This window comes from Microbacterium sp. EST19A, assembly GCF_019969685.1.
In the GTDB taxonomy this organism is placed as follows: domain Bacteria; phylum Actinomycetota; class Actinomycetes; order Actinomycetales; family Microbacteriaceae; genus Microbacterium.
Genome location: NZ_JAHXYZ010000002.1, coordinates 936,321 through 954,570, shown reverse-complemented (window position 1 = coordinate 954,570; position 18,250 = coordinate 936,321). Strand labels below are relative to the sequence as shown.

The 18,250-nt window shown below is 68.1% G+C and carries 14 protein-coding genes; 12 read left to right on the top strand and 2 right to left on the bottom strand.

Annotated elements, in window-relative coordinates:
- Positions 1–115 precede the first annotated feature (115 nt).
- Positions 116–4,675 carry an ExeM/NucH family extracellular endonuclease gene (locus LC452_RS14515; RefSeq protein ID WP_223626519.1) on the top strand — a complete coding sequence of 1,520 codons (4,560 nt, stop codon included), beginning with the start codon at positions 116–118 and terminating at the stop codon, positions 4,673–4,675.
- 72 nt (positions 4,676–4,747) lie between these two features.
- Here the strand turns inward: LC452_RS14515 and LC452_RS14510 are convergent, their stop codons facing one another.
- Both LC452_RS14510 and LC452_RS14505 read right to left on the bottom strand, forming a co-directional pair.
- A complete protein-coding gene (locus LC452_RS14510) occupies positions 4,748–5,371 on the bottom strand; it encodes a glyoxalase (protein ID WP_223626517.1) in 624 nt (207 codons plus the stop codon).
- 79 nt (positions 5,372–5,450) lie between these two features.
- Positions 5,451–6,254, bottom strand: a complete 804-nt coding sequence (locus LC452_RS14505; protein WP_136055455.1) for a DeoR/GlpR family DNA-binding transcription regulator — start codon at positions 6,252–6,254, stop codon at positions 5,451–5,453.
- A gap of 231 nt (positions 6,255–6,485) precedes the next feature.
- Between LC452_RS14505 and LC452_RS14500 the strand changes: the two genes are divergently transcribed.
- The 11 genes from LC452_RS14500 to LC452_RS14450 all read left to right on the top strand — a co-directional run bounded on the left by LC452_RS14500 (position 6,486) and on the right by LC452_RS14450 (position 18,213).
- Complete coding sequence (locus LC452_RS14500) at positions 6,486–7,787, top strand: sugar ABC transporter substrate-binding protein (RefSeq protein ID WP_136055454.1); 1,302 nt, start codon at positions 6,486–6,488, stop codon at positions 7,785–7,787.
- Between the two features lie 86 nt (positions 7,788–7,873).
- Positions 7,874–8,797 carry a carbohydrate ABC transporter permease gene (locus LC452_RS14495; protein WP_223626515.1) on the top strand — a complete coding sequence of 308 codons (924 nt, stop codon included), beginning with the start codon at positions 7,874–7,876 and terminating at the stop codon, positions 8,795–8,797.
- Positions 8,798–8,799: 2 nt separating this feature from the next.
- Positions 8,800–9,645, top strand: coding sequence for a carbohydrate ABC transporter permease (locus tag LC452_RS14490; RefSeq protein ID WP_223626513.1), 846 nt, complete (start codon positions 8,800–8,802; stop codon positions 9,643–9,645).
- A 46-nt stretch (positions 9,646–9,691) separates the two neighbouring features.
- Positions 9,692–10,555 carry a ketose-bisphosphate aldolase gene (locus LC452_RS14485; protein WP_223626511.1) on the top strand — a complete coding sequence of 288 codons (864 nt, stop codon included), beginning with the start codon at positions 9,692–9,694 and terminating at the stop codon, positions 10,553–10,555.
- 46 nt (positions 10,556–10,601) lie between these two features.
- Positions 10,602–11,798 carry an ADP-dependent glucokinase/phosphofructokinase gene (locus LC452_RS14480; protein WP_223626510.1) on the top strand — a complete coding sequence of 399 codons (1,197 nt, stop codon included), beginning with the start codon at positions 10,602–10,604 and terminating at the stop codon, positions 11,796–11,798.
- On the top strand, positions 11,795–12,772 hold the full coding sequence (locus tag LC452_RS14475; RefSeq protein WP_223626508.1) for a class I mannose-6-phosphate isomerase: 978 nt from the start codon (positions 11,795–11,797) through the stop codon (positions 12,770–12,772). The genes LC452_RS14480 and LC452_RS14475 overlap by 4 nt, the downstream gene beginning before the upstream one ends.
- Before the next feature lie 50 nt (positions 12,773–12,822).
- Entirely contained in the window at positions 12,823–13,296 is a 474-nt protein-coding gene (locus LC452_RS14470) for a DUF3817 domain-containing protein (RefSeq protein ID WP_223626506.1), read from the top strand.
- Positions 13,293–14,879, top strand: coding sequence for a glutamine-hydrolyzing GMP synthase (guaA, locus tag LC452_RS14465; protein WP_223626503.1), 1,587 nt, complete (start codon positions 13,293–13,295; stop codon positions 14,877–14,879). The genes LC452_RS14470 and guaA overlap by 4 nt, the downstream gene beginning before the upstream one ends.
- Before the next feature lie 8 nt (positions 14,880–14,887).
- Entirely contained in the window at positions 14,888–16,273 is a 1,386-nt protein-coding gene (locus LC452_RS14460) for a glycosyltransferase (protein ID WP_223626501.1), read from the top strand.
- A gap of 219 nt (positions 16,274–16,492) precedes the next feature.
- Entirely contained in the window at positions 16,493–16,918 is a 426-nt protein-coding gene (locus LC452_RS14455) for a YciI family protein (protein WP_136055445.1), read from the top strand.
- The gene (locus LC452_RS14450) at positions 16,918–18,213 is read left to right on the top strand and encodes an RNA polymerase sigma factor (protein ID WP_223626500.1); all 1,296 of its coding nucleotides are present in this window, start codon (positions 16,918–16,920) and stop codon (positions 18,211–18,213) included. Before LC452_RS14455 ends, LC452_RS14450 begins: the two co-directional genes overlap by 1 nt.
- Positions 18,214–18,250 lie beyond the last annotated feature (37 nt).

Below are 18,250 nucleotides of genomic sequence, written 5' to 3'. Positions count from 1 at the left end.
AGATGTCGCACGACCGACCGAGGAGACCGCACCGATGATGTCCGCTCCAGAGGACGGGAACCGCATGGCTCCCGTCGCGCACCGTAGAAACAGGGGGCGCGTCGGCGCTCTCGCCGTGACCTGTGTGGCAGCGTTGGGCTTCGGCTCGCTGACCGCCGTGCCCGCGTTCGCCGATCCTGCCGGAACGGGGGTGGTGATCAACGAGGCGTATCTCTCCGGAGGCAGCGCCGGGGCCGCGTTCAAGAACAAGTTCGTCGAGCTCTACAACCCGACGTCCGCGCCGATCACCCTCGACGGCATGTCGCTGCAGTACCGGTCGGCGACCGGAACCGGCGCCTCGAACGGCGTGGCACCGCTCACCGGCGTCATCCCCGCCGGCGGCTACTACCTGGTCCAGGGCAACAGCAACGGTGCGAACGGCGCCGAGCTTCCGACCCCCGACGCGGTCAGCACGCTGACGCCGAGCGGCACCACCGGCACCCTCGCCCTCGTCGCGGGCACCGCCGCCGTCACGCTCACTCCCGGCTCGGTCTCCGGCGTCGAAGGCGTGATCGACGTGCTCGGCTACGGCACCTCCAACACGTTCGAGACATCCGCTGCGACGGCGCCCGCCGGGAACACCGACGTCAAATCGCTGAACCGCACGGGCGGCGTCGACACCGACGTCAACAGCGCCGACTTCACGCTGTCCGCGACGATCACGCCGCAGGGCACCGGCGGCACCGGTCCCGGCCCGGATCCCGATCCCGATCCCGAGCCGACTGCGGCCACGATCGCCGAGGTCCAGGGCACGACCGACGTCTCGCCGCTGAGCGGTCAGACCGTCACCGTCGAGGGCGTCGTCACCGCCGACTACCGCACCGGCGGCTACAAAGGCATCGTCATCCAGACGCAGGGCTCCGGTGGCGCGACGGATGCGACCCCCGGCGCCTCGGACGGCGTCTTCGTCTTCCTCAACGCACTGGCCCCGACGCTCGCCATCGGCGACCTCGTCTCGGTGACCGGATCGGTCAGCGAGTACTTCGGCCAGACGCAGCTGAACCCCGGCGCCGTCGCAGACGTCGAGGTTCTCGCCGCCGGCGCCGGCGTCCCCGCCGTCACGCCTCTCCCCGACACCGTGCGCGGGACGGACCGCGAACAGTACGAGAACATGTACGTCGCTCCGGAGGGCACCTACCGGCTGGCCTCCAGCCACCAGCTCTTCAACTTCGGCACTCTCTGGCTCAACGCCGGTGCAGACCTCAACGTCAAGAGCACGGAGACCACGCGTCCCGGTGCCGAGGCTGCGGCCATCACCGCGGCGAACCGGGCGAACCGGATCCTGCTCGACGACGGCTGGTCCGTGCAGGTCGGGAACAGCACGCACCCCGGCGACCAGCCCTACTTCACCGAGGACACGGTCGTCCGCAACGGCGACAGCGTCGACTTCGGCGACAACGGCTTCGTGCTGCAGTGGGGCTTCGACGACTGGCGACTGCAGCCGGTCGTGCCCATCGACAACTCGTCTCCGGCAGACCTCAAGGTCGGCTTCGAGGCGACGAACCCCCGCACCGAGTCGGCTCCCGAGGTCGGCGGAGACGCCCAGGTCGCGTCGTTCAACGTGTACAACTACTTCACGACGCTGACGTCCGAGAACCCCGACGCTCGGGGAGCGGAGACGGCCGAGGAGTTCGCGATCCAGAAGTCGAAGATCGTCTCGGCGATCAACGGACTGGATGCCGAGATCGTCTCGCTCATGGAGATCGAGAACTCGGTGAAGCTCGGCAAGCCGATCGACTCGGCCCTCCAGGATCTGGTCGCAGGTCTGAACGAGGATGCCGGCAGCGACGTGTGGGACTACGTGCCCACGCCCGACGCGCTGAACGATGCGGCCACGACCGACTACATCACGAACGCGATCATCTACAAGAAGGACGCCGTCTCCACGGTGGGCGACAGCGCGACCATCACCGATGAGTCCGTCTGGGGCAACGCCCGCGAGCCGATCGCCCAGGCGTTCGACATCGACGGACGCGTCGTCACGGTCGTCGCGAACCACTTCAAGTCCAAGTCGCCTCCCTCGGGTGCAGGTTCCGAGCCGGCCGACGGCCAGGGCTTCTTCAACGCCGACCGCGTCGCGCAGGCGAACGCCGTCCTGGCCTTCACCGCCGAGCTCGAGGAGACCTCCGGAAGCAGCGACATGCTGTTGATCGGCGACTTCAACGCCTACGGCAAGGAAGACCCGATCGACGTCTTCACCTCGAACGGCTGGAGCGATCTGGTCGCCGACAAGGCCGCCGGACAGTACACGTACACGTTCGACGGCGAGCTCGGCTCGCTCGACCACGTGATCGCGTCGCCGTCGCTGGCCGCATCCATCACGGGTGCCGGCGTGTGGGGCATCAACTCGCCGGAGTGGAGCGACCGCGGCTACGCGTTCGGCACCACCGAGTCGGGCACGCCCTACCGCTCCAGCGACCACGACCCGATCATCGTCGGCGTCTCCTCGGAGATCCCGCCGGTGAGCATCGACGTCGTGACGGTCAACGACTTCCACGGTCGGATCGAAGCCGACGGTGCGGCAGCAGGCGCTGCGGTGCTGGCGGGCGCGGTCGAGCAGTTCCGTGCGGAGAACCCGAACACGATCTTCGCCGGAGCCGGCGACCTGATCGGCGCATCGACGTTCACCTCGTTCATCAACGACGACAACCCGACGATCGACGCGCTCAACGCCGCCGGTCTCGACGTCAGCGCCGCGGGCAACCACGAGTTCGACCAGGGCTGGGAAGACCTGCGCGACCGCGTGCAGGACCGCGCGGACTGGGAGTACATCTCGTCGAACGTGTTCGTCACTGAGACCGGAGAGCCTGCGCTCGCACCGGCCTGGGTGAAGGAGCTCGACGGCGTCAAGGTCGGCTTCGTCGGCGCCGTCACCGAAGATCTCGACTCGCTCGTGTCGCCGGAAGGCATCGCGGACCTCGAGGTGCGCAGCATCGTCGACTCCGTGAACGCGGTGGCCGACGACCTGCGCGACGGCGACGAGTCCAACGGCGAGGCGGATGTCGTCATCCTCCTCGTGCACGAGGGCGCCGCGAGCACCGAGCTCTCCAGCATCACGGAGGACTCGCCCCTCGGCGAGATCGTCTACGGCGTCGATGACGACGTGGACGCGATCGTCTCGGCGCACACGCATCTCGCCTACAACCACGTCATCGACGGCCGCCCGGTCGTCTCTGCCGGGCAGTACGGCGAGAACCTGGGTCTGATGAACCTCCAGGTCGACCCCGAGTCGAAGGAGCTGCTCTCGATCACCAACGAGATCAAGCCCCTCACCGCCGCGGGAGCGCCGCTGTACCCGGCCGACCCCGACGTCGCCGCCATCGTCGCTCAGGCGAAGGCCGAGGCCGATGTGCTGGGTGCGGTCAAGGTCGGCGACATCACGGCCGACTTCAACCGGGCACGCCAGGCGAACGCGTCGGAGAACCGTGGTGGCGAGTCCACCATCGGCAACTTCGTCGCCGACGTGCAGAAGTGGTCCACCGACGCGGACATCGCGTTGATGAACCCGGGCGGAATCCGGGCGAACCTCACGTACGCCTCGACCGGAGCATCCGATCCCGCCGGCAACGTCACCTACCGCGAGGCGGCGACGGTCCAGCCGTTCGCCAACACGCTGGTGACGCTGACGCTCACGGGTGCGCAGCTCAAGGGCGTGCTCGAGGAGCAGTGGCAGCCTGCGGGTTCCGCGCGGCCGTTCCTGAAGCTCGGCGTCTCGGAAGGGCTCGTGTACACCTACGACCCCGCCGGGGCGCAGGGTTCGCGGATCACGTCGATCACCCTCGACGGCACGCCGATCGATCCCGCTGCGAGCTACAACGTCGCCGCGAACTCGTTCCTCGCCGCGGGTGGAGACAACTTCTTCACCTTCAAGGAGGGCACGGGCAAGCGTGACACCGGCAAGATCGACCTGCAGTCGATGGTCGACTGGTTCGACGCGAACAAGACCGCCAGCCCCGACTACGCCCAGCGTGCGGTCGGCGTCGCGGTCAGCCCGGCGGATGCCGACGGCTACAGCGCCGGCGACCAGGTGACGGTCTCGCTGTCCTCACTCGCGTTCAGCGCGGGCGAGCCGGCCCCGGGTGAGGTGACGCTCTCGCTGGGCGGCACGCAGCTCGCGGCCGGAGCGGTCGACCCGACCATCGTCGACACGACCGATGAGGTCGGGCGCGCGAGCCTCACGTTCACGGTGCCGTCCGGCGTCTTCGGCGAGCAGCAGCTCACCGTGGCCGTCGCGAGCACCGGAACCACCGTGCAGGTGCCGTTCACGATCGCCGACGAAGAGCCCGCCGAGTTCGCGGGGACGATCGCGCTCGGCTCCTCCAAGGTGACGGCGGGCAAGAAGCTCACCATCACCGGCGAGGGATATCTGCCGGGTGAGACGGTGACGGTGGAGCTGCGCCCGAAGAAGGGGCAGGCCATCGAGGTCGGCACCGTTCAGGTCGGCGACGACGGCTCGTTCAGCACCTCGGTGACCGTTCCGAAGAAGACGCAGCCGGGCAAGTACACGGTCGCCGTCTCGCAGGCCGACGGTGACGAGGCGACAGCCACCGTCACGGTCAACCGGGCCGGAGGAATCGGCGGCATCATCGGCGACATCCTCGACTGGCTGTGGGATCTGCTCACCGGATGGTGGTGATCCTGCACGCGGGATGACAGGACAGAGGCCGTCGGGGGATACCCCGGCGGCCTCTGCCGTTACGCGGGTCGCTCAGGAGTACACCTCCACGGGAGCCCAGGCGAACCCGTCGGGGTCGACCGCTGCGCCGAGCGCTCCGTTCACCGTGAGCCGGTGCGAGCCGGAACCGGCGGCCGGCACCCCGGCATCCTTCGCGAGTGAGGCGTGGCGATACAGCCCGAGCCCGATCGGGCTCGTCCCCGTGTCGAACTGCACGTAGCTGCGACCGAAGCTCTTCGCGACGGGGATGCCGCGCTCCTCATAGAACGTCTTCGACGCGATGATGTCGTCGGCACCGAGGAGCAGGATCACCTCGTCGACGGAACGGCTCGGGGGAGCGGTGTCCTTCTTCGCGGACGTGGCGACCTTCCAGATCGCCCCGTCGGGCGCCTGCACGGTGCCGCCGACGCCCCAGAGCGACTTCGAGACGGGCTTGATCACCGTGGCGCCTGCGGCGACGGCGGCATTCACGAGCGCGTGCACGTTGCCGGGCTGCGAGACGACGAGGGAGAGGGTGTATCCGCGGAAGCCGGATGACGCAGCATCCGACGCACGGAAACGCAGACGATCGCCCAGGTCGAAGGCGGCTGCGTAGAAGGACTGGGCGGCCTCGAGGTCGGTGACGTCGAGGGTGACGGAATCGATGATGGTGTTCATGTCCTCGACGCTACGGATGCCGCGCCGAGGGTGCTTCTCGAATCCTGACCGATCGGATTCCTCGCCCGCCTGGGGGCGCTCAGGGCGTGAGCACCTGCACGTCGGCCTGGGCGAGGGCGGCGGCCATGCGTGGCGGCGGGGGAGCGTCGGTGATCAGATAGTCCGCTCGCTCGAGCAGCGCGATCTGCGCGAAGAACCGGCGGCCGAGCTTCGTCGAGTCGGCGAGGATCGCGGTGCGCTCGGCGCGCTGCATCATCTCGGACATCATCGCCGCATCGCCGAGGTTCGACGTCGAGTATCCGGCCTCGTCGATCGCGCCCACGGCGATCAGGGCCAGGTCGCAGCGGATGTCGACCTCCGGCCCTCCGGGCGTCATCGTGAAGGTCACGGGTCCTGTGGTCGCCTGGGTGATCGAGCGCACCGCGCCGCCGAACACGTAGAGGTCGCGGAAGGCCGACGGCGAGAGCTCCCCGGGGATGCGGAGGTTGTTCGTGGCGATCGTCAGGTCGTGATGGTTCCGCAGGGCACGCGCGACCGCGAGCGTGGTCGTGCCGGCGTTGAGCATGATGACCGAGCCGTCCTCGACCAGACCCGCGGCGAGGCGCGCGATCCGCTCCTTCTCCTCGGTCTGCACCCGCATGCGCACGTCGAGCGCACGATCCTTCAGCGGGCCGCTCGCGGAGCTGACGGCCCCGCCGTGCGTGCGCACGAGCACGCCTTCGCGATCGAGCTGATCGAGGTCGCGACGGATCGTGTCGATGGAGACCCCGAAGTGCTCGGCGAGATCGCCGACGGTCACCTGGCCGGTCTGCTCGACATAGCTGGCGAGATCGGCCTTCCTGCCCGCGGGGAGGCGGCGTCGGGCCGTTCCTGAAGCATCCATGACCTCATCTTTAGCACATTCGCGGGTCGAACACGGCACAGTCATGCAGAAAACAGCAATCTCGCACACATTGCTGATCTGGCTGCCAACTCCCATCTTTCCGCACCGAAACACCGGAACAGCTGCAAACTTGCTCTTGACGATCTTGCAGATGTCGGCATAACATGGCTTAAAACCGCATGAAGAAGCATTGAAGCGCGTCATGCGGCACGATCTCGAAGAGGAGAAGTGATGAGCACAGTGGGACGAGGGCGCAGACGAACCCGGAACATCGTCGGCGCTGCGACCGCGGCGGTTACCCTGCTGGCCGTGGCGGGCTGCGCGCCCAGCACGACGGGAGACGGTGGCGGCGACGACGGCGGAGACGTCACGATCGAGTTCGCCCAGTGGTGGGAACCGGAACTGCCTGACGGCGAATTCCGTGCGCTCATCGACAAGTTCGAGGAGGCGAACCCCGACATCACGGTCAAGCTGGTCAGCGGACCGTACGCCTCGACCAAGGAGCAGCTCTTCGCCGGAGCGGCATCCGGAACCATGCCCGACGTCGTCGGTCTCGACGGCGCCTGGGTCAACGACTTCGCCTCGCAGGGCGTCATCGCCGACCTCACCGCGCTGATGGAGGAGAACGACTACGACGACAGCCAGCTCGCGAGCCAGATCCAGGTCGACGGCAGCACCTACATGATCCCGGTCGTGAACTTCGTCTACCCGATGTTCACGAACGACGATCTGCTGGCCCAGGCCGGCGTCGACGCTCCGCCGACAAACCGCACCGAGTTCGCGGATGCCGCGGCGAAGGTCTCCGCCCTCGGCGGAGACGTCTCGGGCTGGGTGCTCCCGCTGTCGCTCGAGACTCCGAACGGCGTGCAGAACGACGTCATGTCCTGGGTGTGGGCGTCGGGCGGTTCGATGCTGAAGGACGGTCAGCCCGACCTGACGAACGACGACGTCACCTCGGCCGTCGACTACATCGGCGGCCTGTGGGACGACGGCGTGATCGCCTCCGGATCCTTCACGATGAAGGAGCAGGACAAGGTCGAGGAGTTCACGAACGGCCGCGCCGGCATGATGATCGACTCGCTCGCGCACATCAACCTGATCCGCGAGACCAACCCCGACCTGAAGTTCTCGATCTCCGCGCTCCCCGCGGAGGACGGCTACGACGGCGAACGCGGCATCCCGTACGCCTCGTGGGGCATCGGCGTCGCCGAGAACTCCGAGCACAAGGACGCGGCGTTCAAGCTCGTGTCGTTCCTGATGAGCGAGGAGACGAACTCCGAGCTGTCGACCATGGCCAACGCCTTCCCGGGCAACTCGGAATCGGTGCCGGCCTTCGTCGAGGACGACGAGCTGTTCAAGAAGGCGTTCGAGATCTACCAGGCGGGATACCCGGCGAACGAGTTCACCGGTCTCCCCGTCGCGGAGGAGCTCATGCGCCAGCTCGGTGAGCAGCTGCAGTCCGCGTTCGACGGGCAGCAGTCGATCGACGACGCGCTCAAGAAGGCACAGGAGGCCTGGAAGGCGGAGTTCTGATCTCCCATCTCCCGCCTCCCGCATGAACGGGGTGCCGCACCGCCACAGCGGTGCGGCACCCGACCAACCAAGGAGCACCGGTTCCCATGAGCCTCAGAACCCACGACGACACCGAGGTGATCGTCACCGGAGTGCCGTTGTCACGCCGGCGACGTCAGCTGCGCAAGACCACGGAGTCCTACGCCTTCCTCTCGCCCACGATCATCCTGCTGCTCGTGCTGATGATCGTGCCGATCATCATGGTGATCGGGTACTCCTTCCAGGACAACGTCATCCTGAACAAGTCGCCCGAGTTCGTCGGCATCGCGAACTTCGTCGAGATCCTCGGCGATCCCGGCTTCTGGAAGGCGACCGGCAACACCCTCGTCTTCACCATCGGCAGCGTGATCGCCCACCTGATCCTGGGCCTCGGCTTCGCGATGATGCTGAACAGCACGCTGCTCCACCACGCGGCCCGCGCGATCTTCCGGGCCCTCTACGTTCTGCCGTGGCTCTTCACCGTCGCGGTGATCGCCGTCCTCTGGCGCATGCTGCTCGCCCCGAACGGCGTGATCAACTTCCTGCTGAACACCGACATCGAGTGGCTCGCGTCTCCGCAGCTCGCCCTCGGCACCATCACCTTCATCAACATCTGGGCGGGCTACCCGTTCTTCATGGTGAGCCTGCTCGCCGGGCTCCAGGGCATCCCCGGGGAGCTGAACGAAGCGGCGACCGTCGACGGAGCCAGCGCGATCCAGCGATTCTGGAACGTCACGATCCCTCAGCTGCGGCCGATCATCATCAGCCTCGTGCTGCTCGACCTGATCTGGACCTCTCAGCAGTTCGCGCTCATCTGGATGACGACCGGTGGCGGTCCCATCGATGTGACCGAGGTGCTCAGCACCTTCACCTACAAGCTCGCGTTCGCCAAATACGACTTCTCGCTCGCCGCGACCTCCGCCGTCCTCGTGCTGCTGATGTCGATGGTGCTCGCCGTGTTCTACGTCCGTCACCAGAAAGCGAGGGACTGACCATGGCTCTCACCGTCAGGAATCGCCGCCGGGTCGCCACCGCAGGTGTGTCCATCGGCCTCATCATCGGCGCGGTCTTCGCCGCAGGACCGGTGCTCTGGATGCTGTCGAGCTCGTTCAAGTCGAACACGCAGATCTTCGAGCTGCCCCCGCGGCTGCTCACCGACACGTTCTCGTTCGACGCGTACACCGCGATCTTCACGAACCCCGAGACGATGCGGTTCTTCCTGAACAGCTACATCGTCGCCGGTGCCGTGACCATTCTGACTCTCATCGTCGCGATCCAGGCGGCGTACGCGTTCAGCCGGTTCGAGTTCCGCGGCAAGCGCATCCTGAACGTGGTGATCGTGAGCGTGCAGGCCGTGCCGCCGATCACGCTGCTGATCCCGTATTTCGGGCTCATGGTCGCTCTCGGGCTCTACAACTCCTATGCGGGGCTCATCCTCACCTACATGGTGTTCACGCTGCCCTACGCGATCATCATGATGACCGGCTACTTCAACACCCTGCCGCGCGAGCTCGACGAAGCGGTACGCGTGGACGGCGCCGGATCCATGACGGCACTCTGGCGGATCCTCGTCCCGATCTCGGTGCCGGGCATCGTCTCGGTCGGCATCTACACGTTCATGATCGCCTGGAACGAGTACCTGTTCGCCCTGACGCTGACGCGCACGATCGACATGCGCACCGTCCCGATCGGCATCCAGCTGCTCATGGGCCAGCACTCTTACGAGTGGAACCAGATCATGGCGATGAGCGTGCTCGGCTCCATTCCCGTGCTGCTGCTCTTCCTCTTCTTCCAGCGCTACTTCATCAGCGGGCTCACCGCCGGCTCCGTGAAGAGCTGACCTTCGTCCGACCGGACCCACGACCACCACGAAACAGGAGAAACACGTGCTCTACACCGGCAAATCCATCCTCGATGTCGCCAACGAACACAACTTCGCGATCCCGGCGTTCAACATCAGCGACTGGGCGATGTTCAACGGCATCATCGACATCAGCGAGGAACTGAACGCCCCGGTCATCATCGCGATCCACCCCGACGAGGTCTCGCACATCACGACCGATCTGATCCCCGCGATGCATGCGCGTGCGCACCGGGCGAGCGTCCCGGTCGCGATCCATTGGGACCACGGCGGCACGTACGAGCAGATGATCACGGCGTTCCAGGCAGGCTTCACCTCGGTCATGATCGACGCGTCGCTGCTGCCGTTCGACGAGAACGTCGCCCTGACCCGCAAGGTCGTCGAAGCCGCGCATGCGGTGGGCATCCAGGTCGAGGGAGAGCTCGGCACGATCGGCGCCAACGACAGCTACGGCGAGTCGGGCGCGGCCGAGATCATCTACACGAACCCCGACGACGCGGTGCGCTTCGTGCAGGAGACGGGTGTCGACAGCCTCGCCATCGCGATCGGCACGTCTCACGGGCTCTACCCGGCCGAGAAGAACCCCGAGCTGCGTCACGACCTGCTCGAGCAGATCAAGGCGGCGGTGAAGATCCCTCTCGTCCTGCACGGCGGATCGTCGAACCCTGATGCAGAGCTGCGCCGCGCAGTCGAGCTGGGCGTCAACAAGATCAACATCTCCAGCGACATCAAGGTGGCGTACCACAACCGCATGCGCGAGGTCCTCGGCACCGACGAGCGTCTGCGGGAGCCGAACGCGATCCAGCCCGAGCCGATCGCCGCCATGAAGGCCACTGCGGCTGAGAAGATCAAGCTGTTCGGCGCAGACGGCAAGGCCGGACTGTACTGACGCACACGATTCGACGGGGAGGGCGCTCGACGCGATGATCGGCGACGTGGACGGACAGCTGGTGCTCGGGCTCGGGGGGACGGTCGACTACGAGCTGCGGTGGGACTCCGCCGTGCTCGAACGGCTCGCCCGCGAGCATGAGGTGCGACTCGACGAGCTCACGACCACGTCGCCGATCGACGACGAGCGCTCTCTCCTGTTGACGGTCCTCGCCTTCGCGGCGACCGGCACGGGGGCGGAGCGCTTCGTCGCGTCGTCCGACATCATCGAGCGCTTCGCCGCGCACTTCGACCACGACGTGACGCTCGGCGGCACGGGGGTGCGGGCGGGGCTGGTGCTCGACAGCCTCGGCATCCCGAGCGTGCAGCACCTGGTGAGCATCGACGACAACGTGCGTCGGCTGCTGCCCGCGAGCATCTCGATCGTGTCATCCGCCGAGCGCGACACGCTCGACCCGCATCTCATCGTGCAGTTCCCGGCGGATGCCCGCGTGCGGCTGGCGGACGGCGAGATCGTCTCTCCCGGCGCCAACCGGCTCATCTTCGCGAACGACCCACCGAACCGGACGATGGCCATCGCACCGGCGTTGGGCGACGCGCTCGCCGGAGCCTCGGCGTTCCTCATCTCCGGGTTCAACACGATGCAGGATCACGACCTGCTCGTGCAGCGGCTGGACGAACTCGTCGACGCGATGCGCGACCTCCCCGCCGATGCCCTCGTCTACTACGAGGATGCCGGCTTCTACACGCGCGCCTTCGCCGAGACCGTGCGGAGCCGCCTGCTGCCCGGCATCCACGTCTACGGCATGAACGAGGACGAACTGCAGGAGTACCTGGGCCGGGCCGTCGATCTGCTCGATCCCGCCCACGTGATCAGCGCGCTCGACGAGATCCATCGACTCATCCCGGTCCCGGCTCTCGTCGTGCACACGCGCTACTGGGCGCTCGCTGTCGGACCGGATGCCGCGCGTCACCGTGCGGCGCTCGAGAGCGCGGTACGGGTGGCCGCGACGCGCTATCGCCTCGGTGACGGATTCTCGGCGGCGGATGCCGCGGAGACGAGCGCCATGGATCGGCACGAGGGGGGTGCGGAGCTGGTGCGTGCGGTGGAAGACTCGATCCCGGATGCCACCGGCGTCGCCGCCTTCTCCCTCGATGTCCCCTCGCCGACGACCATCGGCCTCGGCGACACCTTCGTCGGCGGATTCCTCGCCGCTCACGCCCAGAACGGAGCACCGTCGTGAACCCGATCGTCCTGCCGAGCAATCGTCCGCCGGAGCGCTTCTACCGCGGCGGCGCCCGGATCTCCTCGTTCCGCGGCGAACCGGCATCCGCCCCGCGTGAGCCGGAGGACTGGGTCGGCTCCACGACCACCATCCGCGGCGAGGAGTCGCTCGGTCTGACCACCCTCCCCGACGGACGTGTGCTCCGCGACGCGATCGCGGCGGACCCCTCGGGGTGGCTCGGCGACGCCCACGCGAAGCGCTGGGGCGCGGACGCCCGGCTGCTGGTGAAGATCCTCGACGCCGGGCAGCGGCTGCCCGTGCACGCCCATCCGCATGACGACTTCGCCGCCTCGCACCTGGGACGCCCGCACGGCAAGGCCGAGGCCTGGTACATCCTCGAGGGCGGCACGGTGCACGTCGGATTGCAGGAGGACGTCGCGGCGGAGACCCTCGCCGACCTCGTCTCACGCCAGGACGTCGACGGCCTTCTCGGGCTGCTGCATGCCATCGAGGTGAATCCCGGCGACGTCGTGTGGGTGCCGCCGGGGGAGCTGCACGCGATCGGCGCCGGCGTGCTGCTGCTCGAGCTGCAGCAGCCGGAGGACCTGTCGATCCTGCTCGAATGGGAGGGGTTCGAGATCGACGGGCCGGGGGAGGGGCACCTGGGCCTCGGCTTCGATCTCGCGCTCGCCGCGGTGACCAGGACGGCGCGGAGTCTCGCCGAGATGGGAGCGCTCGTGCACGCGGCGCCGCCGTCGGGCTCGGTGTTCCCCCGCGATGCCGACGGATATTTCCGTCTGACGCGGATGCCGGTTCACGGCGCCGCGGTGATCGAGCCCGGTTTCGCGATCGTCGTCGTGGTCGGAGGTGCGGTGGATCTCGCCGGCGAGCTGCTCGAATCGGGATCGACGGTGCTCGTGCCCGCGGCGGCGGGTCGTCTCGAGGTCAGCGGCGACGGCGAGCTGCTGGTCGCCCGTCCGCCGGCGGCGTGAGCGCTCTTCGCAGGCGTCGATCCGCCTGTCGCGCCGTCTAGACTGGACTCATGCCCGAACCGAAAGTCGCCAGCTTTCCGGCGATCCGCGGTGCGCTGAAGTTCTACCAGATCGCGTCGATCATCACCGGAGTCATGCTGCTCCTGCTGGTCGCCGAGATGGTGCTGAAGTACACGCCGATCCACCTCGAGCTCTTCGCCGGCGGCTCCGGCGGGGCGCTCTGGTTCGCCCCGGTCGTCGAGGGCCCTGAGGGCCTGGAGTCGACCGGAGACGGCGTCAACCTGTCGCTGTCGATCCTCGTCGCGCACGGCTGGTTCTACGTCGTGTACCTGTTCGCGTGCTTCCGCATGTGGAGCCTGATGCGCTGGCCGTTCCTGCGCTTCATCCTGCTCGCGCTCGGCGGCGTCGTGCCGCTGCTCTCCTTCATCATGGAGACCATCGTCGCCCGCGACGTGAAGACCTATCTCGCCACCAGGGAGGCGGCCGAGGCCGCTCCCGCCACCGCCCCGGAAGGTGTCCGTTGACCGAGCATTCCGAGACCGAGCAGCGTCCTGCGCTCGTCGTCGACTTCGGCGCGCAGTACGCGCAGCTGATCGCCCGCCGCGTCCGTGAGGCGGGCGTCTACAGCGAGATCGTGCCGCACACCGCGACGGCCGAAGAGATCGCGGCGAAGAACCCGGTCGCGATCATCCTCTCCGGCGGGCCCTCGTCGGTCTACGAGGAAGGCGCTCCGCGTCTCGACCCCGCCGTGTTCGACCTCGGGATCCCCACCCTCGGCATCTGCTACGGCTTCCAGTACATGGCGCAGACCCTCGGCGGCGAGGTCGCTCACACCGGGCTGCGCGAGTACGGCGCGACGGATGCCGTCATCTCGGGTGACGGCGGAACACTGCTCGGCGGCCAGCCGGCGGAGCAGAACGTGTGGATGAGCCACGGCGACCAGGTCGCCAAGGCGCCCGAGGGCTTCGACGTCCTCGCCACCACCGATGCCACCAAGGTCGCGGCTTTCGCGAACGAGGAGCGCGGCTTCTACGGCGTGCAGTGGCACCCCGAGGTCAAGCACTCCGACCACGGCCAGCAGGTGCTCGAGAACTTCCTGCACAAGGGGGCGGGTCTCGCGTCCGACTGGAACAGCGGCAGCGTGATCGCGGAGCAGATCGAGCGCATCCGCGAGCAGGTCGGCGACGCCCGCGTCATCTCGGCCCTCTCCGGCGGTGTCGACTCCGCGGTCTCGACGGCTCTCGTGCACAAGGCGATCGGCGACCAGCTCACCGCGGTCTTCGTCGACCACGGTCTCCTCCGCAAGGGCGAGCGCGAGCAGGTCGAGAAGGACTACGTCGAGTCGACCGGTGTCCGACTCATCACGGTCGACGCGGCCGACACCTTCCTCGGTCATCTCAAGGGCGTCACCGACCCCGAGGAGAAGCGCAAGATCATCGGCCGCGAGTTCATCCGCGCGTTCGAGAAGGTGCAGCTCGACCTCGTCGCCGAGGCGAAGGCCGCAGGCTCCGCTCCGGTCAAGTTCCTCGTGCAGGGCACGCTCTACCCCGACGTCGTCGAGTCCGGCGGCGGTGCGGGCACCGCGAACATCAAGTCGCACCACAACGTCGGCGGACTGCCCGACGACCTCGACTTCGAGTTGATCGAGCCGCTGCGCGCCCTGTTCAAGGACGAGGTGCGTGCGATCGGACGTGAGCTCGGCATCCCCGAGGCCATCGTCGGCCGCCAGCCGTTCCCCGGCCCCGGTCTCGGCATCCGCATCATCGGCGAGGTGACCGCCGACCGTCTCGAGATCCTGCGCGAGGCCGACGCGATCGCCCGCGAAGAGCTCACCAAGGCCGGTCTCGACCAGGAGATCTGGCAGTGCCCGGTTGTGCTCCTCGCCGATGTCCGGTCCGTGGGCGTGCAGGGCGACGGCCGTACCTACGGTCACCCGATCGTGCTGCGTCCCGTCTCGAGTGAAGACGCGATGACGGCCGACTGGACCCGACTGCCGTACGACGTGCTGTCGAAGATCTCCAACCGCATCACCAACGGCGTCCGCGACGTCAACCGCGTCGTGCTCGACGTGACGTCCAAGCCGCCAGGGACGATCGAGTGGGAGTAGGGGACGCCTTGTCCCCGGACGCGGCGGCCGGACTCCCGGTCGCCGAGTACCTCGTGCTGTCCAGCCGCCTGATCCCCGGCCTCGACGGCGGGTACACGATCGCGACGCTCGCGCGCGCCCGGCAGCTCGCCGGTGCCGGTGTCGCCGACGGCGCCGGCCCGCAGCTGCTCACGTTCGATCCGGGCACGGTCGCGGCGCATGCGGAGCACCGGGCGACGTTCGCCGCACAGGGTGTGCTGACCGACCCGTCGCAGATGCGCAACCTCTTCGACGAGGCCGTCGCGCCCGGCGGGGGAGCGGCGGAGTGGCTCCTCGCGGTGGCGGATGCTGCGGCGACAGCCGACCCCGACATCGAGTACCGCGTGCTCGATGATGCGTCCGGTCGCTCCTTCGCGTCGCTGCCCGTGATCCCGGGGAACCCCGACTGGCATCTGACTGACGAACCCGTCCTGGTGCACGATGCCTCGGGTGAGGTCGTCGGCGGTGTGCGCGGTTTTCGCGGCCTGTATCGCGCCTGGCTCGAGCATGTGACGGCATCCTTCGGCGATCGCACGATCGTCGTGATCTGCGAGTCGCGGCAGATCGGCGAGCTCATCGCGGACTGGTCCGATCCGCGCGTGCGCGTCGTCCACACCATCCACACGATCCACCTCGAGGCGCCGTACGGGCCCGATGCTCCGACGAATGCGCTGTGGACCCGATGGTTCCGGCTGGCCGACCGCTTCGACGCGGTCGTCTGGCCGACCACCACGCAGCGTGACGATGTGATCGCCCGGTTCGGCTCGTCCGCGTCGCACGCCGTCGTCCCCAACCCGATCGCGCCGGTCGACTCGCGAGACGACCTGCGCGAGCCCGGCCTCGTCGTGGTGCTCGGACGGCTCGCTCCCGGCAAGCGCGTCGACCATGCGATCCGTGCGTTCCTGCGCGCAGACGTGCCGGGCTCGCGGATGGAGATCTGGGGCGGCGGCCCGGAGCAGGAGCGTCTGCAGGCTCTGATCGACGAGCTCGACGCGGAAGACCGGGTCGAGCTCGCGGGCTACACTGACGACCCTGGCCGCGTGCTCGATCGTGCGTCGCTCGTGGTGACCTCCACGGCCTTCGAGGGCCAGCCGCTCGGAGTGGTCGAGGCGATGCTGCACGGTGCGCCTGTCATCTCGTACGACGTGCGCTACGGCATCCGAGACGTGCTGCAGCAGGGCGGGGGAGTCCTGGTGCCCGCAGGCGACATCGACGCGCTGGGCGATGCCCTGCACCGGGTGCTGACGGATGAGGAGCTGCGCACGCGACTGAGCGCCGAGGCGCCTTCGATCGCCGCGGCCTGGAGCCCCGAGCGTTCGCTCGCCGCCCTCACCGCGGTGATCGCCGACGTCGTCTCGCGTCCGCCGCGCCGCTGATCCTTCCGTTCCGGCACCCGGTCGCAGTTCCTGTCGCCGGCCGCCGTTCCGGTCGCAGTTCCTGCCGCCTCGGTGCGCGAGAGGCGGCCGAAAGGGCGACCGGAACGCCCTCGAAAAAGAAATCCAGAAAAAGTTCCCGATGATGTCGATCCGGGTCATTCCCGTTCGACGTCTGTAATGAGAGGGTCGAGAGACGGCCCCTCGAACAAGGAGAACATCATGAAGTACATGCTCATCATGCGCGCGACCGACGAAGCTGTGGACGCCTACAAGGAGATGCCCTTCGAGCAGGTCATCGAGGCGATGGGAAAGTACAACGAGTCCATGATCAAGGCCGGCGTGCTGGCTGCCGGCGAGGGCCTCACCGACGCCGCTGAGGGCTTCGTGGTCGACTTCAGCGCCGAGACGCCGCTCATCACCGACGGCCCCTACGGAGAGACCAAGGAGCTGTTCAACGGCTTCTGGATCATCGAGGTCTCCAGCCGCGAGGAGGCTGCCGAGTGGGCGAGCCGTGCGCCCCTCACCGCGGGGAACTTCCTCGAGGTGCGTCGGGTGACCGGCGTCGAGGACTTCCCTGCCGACAACGAGTGGATCCAGAAGGAAGAGGGCTGGCGCGAGGAGCAGGCTCAGCGCGCACAGCAGTGATGGACGATTCCTCACGCAGCGACACGGCGCGTTCCGCTCCCGATCAGGGCTCCGCGGAACGCGCCGTCGCCGCGGTCTGGCGCATCGAGTCCGCCCGCATCGTCGGCGCGCTGACACGCATCGTCGGCGACTTCGGTCTCGCGGAGGACCTCGCGCAGGAGGCGCTCCTGGATGCGCTGCGGCAGTGGCCGACCGACGGCGTGCCCCGCAACGCGGGAGCCTGGCTCACCGCGGTCGCCAAGCGCAAGGCCATCGACGGCTGGCGCCGCCGCGACCGGCTCGACGACCGCATCGCGTCTCTCGGACACGACCTGGAGAGGGAGCAGGCGGAAGCGGATGACATGCTGTGGAACCCGGATGCCGTCGACGACGACGTGCTGCGGCTGATCTTCATCGCGTGCCACCCGGTGCTCTCGCAGGAGGCCCAGGTCGCGCTCACGCTGCGGGTCGTCGCCGGACTGTCGAGCGAGGAGATCGCGCGGGCGTTCCTCGTGCCGACGGCGACCGTGCAGCAGCGGATCGTGCGGGCGAAGAAGACGCTCGCCGCCGCGCATGCGCCCTTCGAGCTGCCGCCGCGGGAGGAGCACGCCCAGCGACTCGGAGCGATCCTCGGCGTGCTGTACCTCATCTTCAACGAGGCGCACGCCGCGAGCAGCGGACCGGAGTGGATGCGCCCGGAGCTCAGCGACGAGGCCATCCGTCTGGGCAGGGTTCTCGTGGCTCTGATGCCGCGGGAGCCCGAGGCGCACGGACTGCTCGCCCTCATGGAGCTCACGGCGGCACGATTCCCCGCCCGCGTCGACGCGGAGGGCGAACCGGTGCTGCTCGCCGATCAGGACCGGCTCCGCTGGGATCGCAGCCGCATCACGCGAGGACGTGCGGCTCTGGCCGCGGCGGATGCCATCGGTCGAGGTCGGGGCGCCTACAGCCTGCAGGCCGCCATCGCGGAGTGCCATGCGGTCGCGGCATCCATCGACGACACCGACTGGGATCGCATCGTGCTGCTCTACGAAGCGCTCGGGCGGATCGCGCCCTCACCGGTGGTCGAGCTGAACCGTGCGGCCGCCGTCGCGATGGCCACCGGGCCGGCATCGGCGTTGCGCATCATCGACCAGCTGTCGTCGTCCGGCGCGCTGCGGGGTTACCATCTGCTGCCCGCGACGCGCGGCGAGCTGCTGCTGCGGCTCGGACGCGACGGTGAGGCACGCAGTGAGTTCGCCGTCGCCGCGAACCTCGCCGGAAACGATCGCGAGCGGGCGATCCTGGAGCGCAAGGCGCACGGCCCAAAGCAGTGACCCGCCCTCTTCGGCTCGCTTTCGCTGCCGAAGAGGA

Excerpts from the sequence above, each read along its gene's own strand:
- LC452_RS14455 (WP_136055445.1), top strand. The coding sequence starts at position 16,493 with ATGAAGTACATGCTCATCATGCGCGCGACCGACGAAGCTGTGGACGCC.
- LC452_RS14495 (WP_223626515.1), top strand. The coding sequence starts at position 7,874 with ATGAGCCTCAGAACCCACGACGACACCGAGGTGATCGTCACCGGAGTG.
- LC452_RS14470 (WP_223626506.1), top strand. The coding sequence starts at position 12,823 with ATGCCCGAACCGAAAGTCGCCAGCTTTCCGGCGATCCGCGGTGCGCTG.
- LC452_RS14450 (WP_223626500.1), top strand. The coding sequence starts at position 16,918 with ATGGACGATTCCTCACGCAGCGACACGGCGCGTTCCGCTCCCGATCAG.
- LC452_RS14490 (WP_223626513.1), top strand. The coding sequence starts at position 8,800 with ATGGCTCTCACCGTCAGGAATCGCCGCCGGGTCGCCACCGCAGGTGTG.
- LC452_RS14505 (WP_136055455.1), bottom strand. The coding sequence starts at position 6,254 with ATGGATGCTTCAGGAACGGCCCGACGCCGCCTCCCCGCGGGCAGGAAG.
- LC452_RS14510 (WP_223626517.1), bottom strand. The coding sequence starts at position 5,371 with ATGAACACCATCATCGATTCCGTCACCCTCGACGTCACCGACCTCGAG.
- LC452_RS14500 (WP_136055454.1), top strand. The coding sequence starts at position 6,486 with ATGAGCACAGTGGGACGAGGGCGCAGACGAACCCGGAACATCGTCGGC.